Source organism: Aeromicrobium sp. (genome assembly GCF_036676885.1).
Taxonomy (GTDB): domain Bacteria; phylum Actinomycetota; class Actinomycetes; order Propionibacteriales; family Nocardioidaceae; genus Aeromicrobium.
In genome coordinates, this window is sequence record NZ_JAKFCB010000280.1 from 1 (window position 1) to 5,986 (window position 5,986).

Below are 5,986 nucleotides of genomic sequence, written 5' to 3' on the forward strand. Positions count from 1 at the left end.
CGGCTGCGCGGAGGTCCGCCCACTCCGGCCCACCGGCGAGCTCGGCGGTGAACGGTGCGACGAGCACCAGGTCGAGTCCCGCGTCCCGTTGGTCGCGCGCCGTGGTGAGCAGGCAGGCGTACCTGGCCGGGCGGATGAGCTCGCGGAGCTCATCGTCGTTCCAGTGCCCGCCGGGCGCCAGGCGATCGTTGACTGCGTCGAGCAGCGGGTTGGTGAGCGTGTCGAGATCCAGCAGCGTCGCCCCGGCTGTCGCGGCGAGGCGGCGGCCGAGGGTGCTCTTGCCGCTGCCGGCGCTGCCGGCGACGCACCAGACCCTCACGGCTCAGTACCGTTCATGCCAGTCGGCCGGCAGCGCGGCGACGGCTTCGCTCACGCTGACGGGCTCGCGCCAGGGTCGAGCGTGTGCACGCAGGACGTCGGCAAGCGCATCGAGCCGGTCGACGGCCGTGCGTACGCCACGGGCGCGGGTCTCGGCGTCGTGCCGGCCGACGCCGTCACCCCAGATCGCCCGGCCGGCCATGAAGCCGCAGGCCCCCGCCTCGGCGGCGATCCTGAGCTGCACCGCGAACTGGTCGAATGTGGCTGACGCCGACAGCAGGACCCACGGCACGTCGATCGCGGCATCCAGCCGGGCACACGCCTTGGCCGCGTCGGCCTCGCCGTCGGGAGTGCCGACGTGGCCCGGGAACTCGACCTTCATGATGTCCGCGCCCAGGTCGGCGAACGTCGCAGCCGACGCGATGATCGCCTCGACGCGGGCCGCGCGGACGGCCGAATCGTCCAGCGACTCCCCGTCGAGTGGGTACCAGAGTGGCTCGACGATCAGCGGGATCTCGTGCTCGCGGCACTGTGCCACGATCCCCCGGACGAGCTCGTGCTGCGCCTCGACGATGTCGGCCTGCTCCTCGCGGTAAAACACCACGAGCTTGGCCCCGTCGGCGCCGAGCCGCGCCAGCACCGGCACGGTCCACGAGCTGCGGACCACGGTCTCGGTGCCGAAGCCGGTCGGTGAGTAGGCGAGCTGCTCGAGCCCGGAGATGATCCCGATGTCGCCGGGGATCGACCCGGTCAGCACGCCCTGGCCGTACGACCACACGGGGTCGACGAGCACCGCGGAGCAGTGCGGAGCCATGCCCCGGATCAGCTCGAGCTTGGACTCGACGACCTCCTCGAAGCCGACCTTGCTGAGGTCGGGGTCGAACAACGCGACGTAATTTTCCGGGTGGTCGATCGCCGCGACGCGGATGAACCCGTCGGCATCGCTCATGCGCTGGATTCTCCGCAGCATTCCAAGGGATTGCGGCCCAGGCGCCGAAGGGGTTGGTGGGGTGGTCACATGCGCTCCTGACTCGTCGGGTCTCAAAGACAACGTTGCCTATTTTTCGGGCAAACACTGGACAACGTTGTCTTTTGGGGTTCAGTATAGGGCTTCGAAGGACCCGAACGTGGTCCACGTCACACACGCCAAGGAGATCGATACGTGCTCGTCGTCAACCCGAACCTCTGCTTCGACCGCACCCTCGCGGTCGACTCGTTCGAGGTCGGTACGGTCAGCCGGCCGTACGACGTCAAGGTCACGGCCGGAGGCAAGGGCGTCAACGTCGTGCGGACCGCGAGCGATCTCGGGGCGCCTGCGGAGCTCGTCGGGCTGGTGGCCGAGGGCGACGGGGCGAGGCTCCTGGAACTGCTGACCGGCGAGCGCATCGTGATGCACGCTGTACCGGTTGCGGGTGACGTCCGGTCCGCCACGATCATCCTCGAGCTGTCCGGTCGGGCCACCGTGCTCAACGAGCCGGGGCCCGCGATGAGCGCAGTCGACCTGGACCATCTGGTGGCCGAGGTCGACGTACGACTGCCGGTTGCCGGTGGCCCGCTGGTGTGCTCGGGGAGTCTGCCCCCGGGCCTGCCGGTCTCGGCGTACGGCCTGCTCGTCGAGCTCGCTCGTCGCCATGACGTTCCGACGATCGTGGATGCCGCCCGCGATGCCCTGCTGGGCTCGTTGCCGTTCGCGCCCGACCTCGTCACGCCCAACCTCGCCGAGGCCGAGGGCATCGTCTCCGGCGCTGTCACCGAGCCCGTCGAGGCCGAGGCCGTCCCGCTCGACGAGGTTCGGAAGCGCGCTGCCGCTGCGGCCGAGGGTCTGGTCGGACGCGGCGCCCGGCGTGCCGTCGTGACGGCCGGCGGCCACGGCGTGTGCGCCGCGGTTGACGGAGCCACCACCTGGATCCCCGCTCCGAGGGTCAGCGTCGTCAACCCGATCGGCGCCGGCGACTCGTTCGCGGCCGGCGTCGCGGTCGGCCTCTGTCGCGGCCTGGGCTGGCTCGAGGCGATCGAGCTCGGCGTCACGGTGGCGAGCGCTGCCGTCGAGATGCCCGGCGCCGGTCGGGTCGATGCCGACCGGGTCACCGAGCTGACCCAGGCGGTGAAGGCATGACCAAGCCGGCCACCCTCCATGAGGTCGCGGCGCTCGCCGGTGTCTCGATCAAGACCGTGTCGCGGGTCGTCAACGGCACGACGACCGTACGCCCGGACGTACGCGACCGGGTGCTCGCCGCCGTCGCCGAGCTGCAGTACGTGCCCAACTCATTCGCCCGCTCGCTCAAGATGGGCTCGGGCGACACCGTCGGCGTCATCATCGACACGATCGCCGACCCGTTCTTCGCGTCGCTGACGCATGCTGTCGAGGCCCGCGCGCTGGCGGCCGGCCTCAACGTGATCTTCGGCAGCACCGGGTTCACCCCCGAGCGGGAACGCCGCCAGGTCGAGCGGATGGCGATGCAGCGCGTCGAGGCGCTGATCCTCGCGCCCGTCAGCGGCTCGCATGCGTATCTCGAGCCCTATCGCCGGTCGTTCCCGATCGTCCTGATCGACCGCTCGATCGAGATCGAGGGCTTCGACGTCGTAGCCGTCGACGATCGTGGGATCACCCGCCGGGCGATCGACCACCTGCTGGCGCACGGGCATCGCAAGATCGCGTTCGTCGGCAGCGACGCGCGCTTCCCGACGACGGTCGAGCGCCTGGTCGGATATGAGGAGAGCCTCGCGGCCGCCGGCATCGCGGTACGCCCCGAGTGGGTGCGACCCGGCCCGACCGTCGACGTCGACGCGGCCGACGTCGTCGCCGAGATGCTCGCCGAGGACGACCAGCCGACCGCGATCTTCGCCGCCAACCCCCGCGCGGCGGTGGGTGTGGCGCATGCGCTGCACACCGCTGAGCGTGCGGACGTCGCATTCATCAGCTTCGGCGACTTCCCGCTGGCCAAGACGTTGCGGCCGGCGGTCACGTACGTCAACCAGGATCCCGAGGCGATCGGCGTCGCGGCGATCGAACGGGTGCTGACACACCTGGAGGCCAAGAAGCTTCGCCGCAAGGATCCGACCGCGGAGATCCCCGAGGACGAGCCCCGCACGATCATCGTCGACACCGACATCGTCGAACGCGGCTCCGGCGAGGTGGCGCCATGATGCCGACCCAGCTGCGCCCCAACCTCATCGACCACTTCTACGCCGGCGGCGCGAAGATCGCCGCCCTGCGGGGCATCGCCACCACGTCGGCGCGGCAGCCCGAGGAGTGGATCGCCTCCACGGTCGCGCGCGCCGGCGAGACCCGGATCGGGCTCGCCACGACGGCCGACGGCGACGTCCTGCGGGACCTGGTCACCGCCGATCCCAGGGCCTGGCTGGGCTCGCCCGAGGCGAGCCCGGACACCGGGCTGCTCGTGAAGCTGCTGGACGCCGGGCAGCGACTGCCGGTCCATGCCCACCCGGACCGCAGCTTCGCGAGGCAGCACCTGGACTGTGCGCACGGCAAGACCGAGGCCTGGCTCGTGCTCGACGCGACCGGCGACGGCGCGGTCTACCTCGGGTGGAAGGACGACGTCGACCCGACCGACCTGGCTGCCGCCCGGGATGCCCAGGACAACGAGTGGATGCTCTCGCGGCTGCACCGGGTCGCGGTGCGCCGCGGCGACGGCATCCTGGTCCCGGCGGGCACGCCGCACGCGATCGGCGAGGGCACGTTCGTCGCCGAGGTGCAGGAGCCGACCGACTTCTCGATCGTGCTGGAGTGGTCGCTGACCACGTCGACCCGCGACGAGTCGCACCTGGGGCTGGGCTTCGACCTCGCGATGCAGGCGGTCGACACGGCACAGCTGTCGGCCCAGCGCCTGTCCTCCCTGATCGTCCACACCGACCTCGACGGCTACCACGACACGGTCGTGCCGTTGCTGCCGTCGGAGAGTGACGCGTTCTTCAGGCTCGACCTGCTGTGCGGCGGCATCCGGGAGACCCTGAGCGCCGGCTTCGCCGCCGTGCTGGTGCTCTCCGGTCGGGGACGCCTGTTGGGCGACGGCACGATCAACGTCCAGGCCGGTGACGCGCTCGCCGTACCCGCCGGCTTCGGCGAATGGCGAGCCGATGGCAACACCCGGATCCTGGTCGCGCGGCCCGCCGCCGGACGAGAGGTGCCGCATGTCTGACCTGCTCAGCATCGGCATCGACATCGGCAGCACGTGGGTCAAGGCCGTCGCCTGTACGCCCGACGGAGCCGTGGCGCACGAGTGCCGCCGCCCGACACCTTGGCAGGCCGGCCACGGCGGGACCGCGGAGCTCTCGCCGATCGTCCTGACCGGTCTCGTGCACGACCTGCTCGACGATCTCCTCGACGTCACCGACGCTGAGATCGACGGCATCGGCGTGTCCGGCATGGCCGAGGCGGGGGTTCTGCTGGCTGCCGACGGCACCGCCGCGGCACCGATCATCGCGTGGTTCGACCCCCGCGGCGGAACCGAGCTGGCCGCAACGCCCGCAGACTTCCAGCAAGCCTTTTCGGGCGTCACCGGCTTGCCGGTCAGCCCGCTCGCCTCGGTCGGCAAGCTCCTGCACCTGCGCGAGCGCGGCATCGACCTGGCTCGACAGCGCTGGCTGAGTGTCCCCGAGTTCGTCGTGCACCAGCTGGGCGGTGACATCGCCGCCGAGGTCTCGCTGATCGCCCGCACGGGCCTGCTCGACCAGGAGACCGCGACGGTATGGCCCTGGGCCCTTGACGTGCTCGGCACACCGCACGGCTTCGTGCCCGAGATCCGTACGGCGGGGTCGTCGTGGGGGCGCCACGCGCGTACCGGTGCGACCCTCTCGGTGGCCGGCCACGACCACCTGGTCGCCTCAATCGCTGCCGGGGTCGTCGAGGACGACCAGCTCTACGACTCGATGGGCACGGCTGAGGCGCTCGTGCGCCCGCTTTCCAGCCTGCTCGACGCCCCGACCCGCACGCAGCTCGCAGCCTCGGGCCTCAACGTCGTTCGCCACATGGTGGCCGGCCAGGGCGTCATGCTCGCCGGCGTCAAGACCGGGTTGTTGCTGCGCCGGGTCCTCCAGCTCGTCGGCGTCCACGATGCGACCGGCCGCGAGCAGCTCGACCGCGCCGTGACGGCGCTCCCGCCGGGCGCCGGCCGGATCCTGGACGTCACCGGCGCACGCAACAACGACGGCGTACTGGCCATCACCGCCGACGTCGACGGGTTGAGCCCCGCCCACCTCTTCGCCGCGACGCTCGCGCATGCCGACCGGGAGGTCGAGCGGATCCTCGAGCTGATGGACGCCGTCGTCGCCCCGGCGCACAGCAGCGTCGTCTCCGGCGGCTGGTCGCAGATGCTCTCGGTGCAGGCGGCCCGACGGGCCGTGCTGCCCAACCCCACATTCTCGCCGCGCTCCGAGGACACCGCCGTGGGAGCGGCACTCGTCGGTGCCTTCGCGGCCCAGGAGGCGAGCGACTTCGTCGCCTTCACCAGACAGACCCACCACCGAGAAATCACAGCGAGGTAGACCCATGACCCAGTCGATCACCAGCCAGACGTCGCTGCATGACATCGCGACGCCTGAGGGCACGTTCGCCGTGCTCGCGATGGACCAACGCAACACGCTCAAGCGCATGTATGCGGCCGCCGGCATCAACGATCCGTCAGACGACGACCTGATCGACTACAAG

General features: G+C 71.0%; 6 protein-coding genes. 4 read left to right on the forward strand and 2 right to left on the reverse strand.

Annotated elements, in window-relative coordinates; translation table 11 throughout:
• The coding region (locus tag V6M46_RS12665) for an AAA family ATPase (protein WP_332665612.1) at positions 1–319 on the reverse strand (319 nt) is incomplete at its 3' end.
• A gap of 3 nt (positions 320–322) precedes the next feature.
• A complete protein-coding gene (locus V6M46_RS12670; RefSeq protein WP_332665613.1) occupies positions 323–1,288 on the reverse strand; it encodes a tagatose 1,6-diphosphate aldolase in 966 nt (321 codons plus the stop codon).
• A gap of 192 nt (positions 1,289–1,480) precedes the next feature.
• On the opposite strand from V6M46_RS12670, the gene V6M46_RS12675 reads away from it, so the two are divergent.
• Genes V6M46_RS12675 through V6M46_RS12690 form a run of 4 tightly spaced genes read left to right on the forward strand, consistent with a single transcriptional unit; the run spans position 1,481 to position 5,823 of the window.
• Positions 1,481–2,434, forward strand: a complete 954-nt coding sequence (locus V6M46_RS12675) for a 1-phosphofructokinase family hexose kinase (protein WP_332665616.1) — start codon at positions 1,481–1,483, stop codon at positions 2,432–2,434.
• A complete protein-coding gene (locus tag V6M46_RS12680; protein WP_332665618.1) occupies positions 2,431–3,465 on the forward strand; it encodes a LacI family DNA-binding transcriptional regulator in 1,035 nt (344 codons plus the stop codon). The genes V6M46_RS12675 and V6M46_RS12680 overlap by 4 nt, the downstream gene beginning before the upstream one ends.
• Complete coding sequence (locus V6M46_RS12685; protein ID WP_332665620.1) at positions 3,462–4,478, forward strand: class I mannose-6-phosphate isomerase; 1,017 nt, start codon at positions 3,462–3,464, stop codon at positions 4,476–4,478. Before V6M46_RS12680 ends, V6M46_RS12685 begins: the two co-directional genes overlap by 4 nt.
• Positions 4,471–5,823 (forward strand): FGGY family carbohydrate kinase, encoded by a 1,353-nt coding sequence (locus V6M46_RS12690; RefSeq protein ID WP_332665622.1) that lies wholly within the window; start codon positions 4,471–4,473, stop codon positions 5,821–5,823. Before V6M46_RS12685 ends, V6M46_RS12690 begins: the two co-directional genes overlap by 8 nt.
• Positions 5,824–5,986 lie beyond the last annotated feature (163 nt).

Coding starts and splice junctions, on each gene's coding strand:
- V6M46_RS12670 (WP_332665613.1), bottom strand. CDS start 1,288: ATGCTGCGGAGAATCCAGCGCATGAGCGATGCCGACGGGTTCATCCGC.
- V6M46_RS12680 (WP_332665618.1), top strand. CDS start 2,431: ATGACCAAGCCGGCCACCCTCCATGAGGTCGCGGCGCTCGCCGGTGTC.
- V6M46_RS12685 (WP_332665620.1), top strand. CDS start 3,462: ATGATGCCGACCCAGCTGCGCCCCAACCTCATCGACCACTTCTACGCC.
- V6M46_RS12690 (WP_332665622.1), top strand. CDS start 4,471: ATGTCTGACCTGCTCAGCATCGGCATCGACATCGGCAGCACGTGGGTC.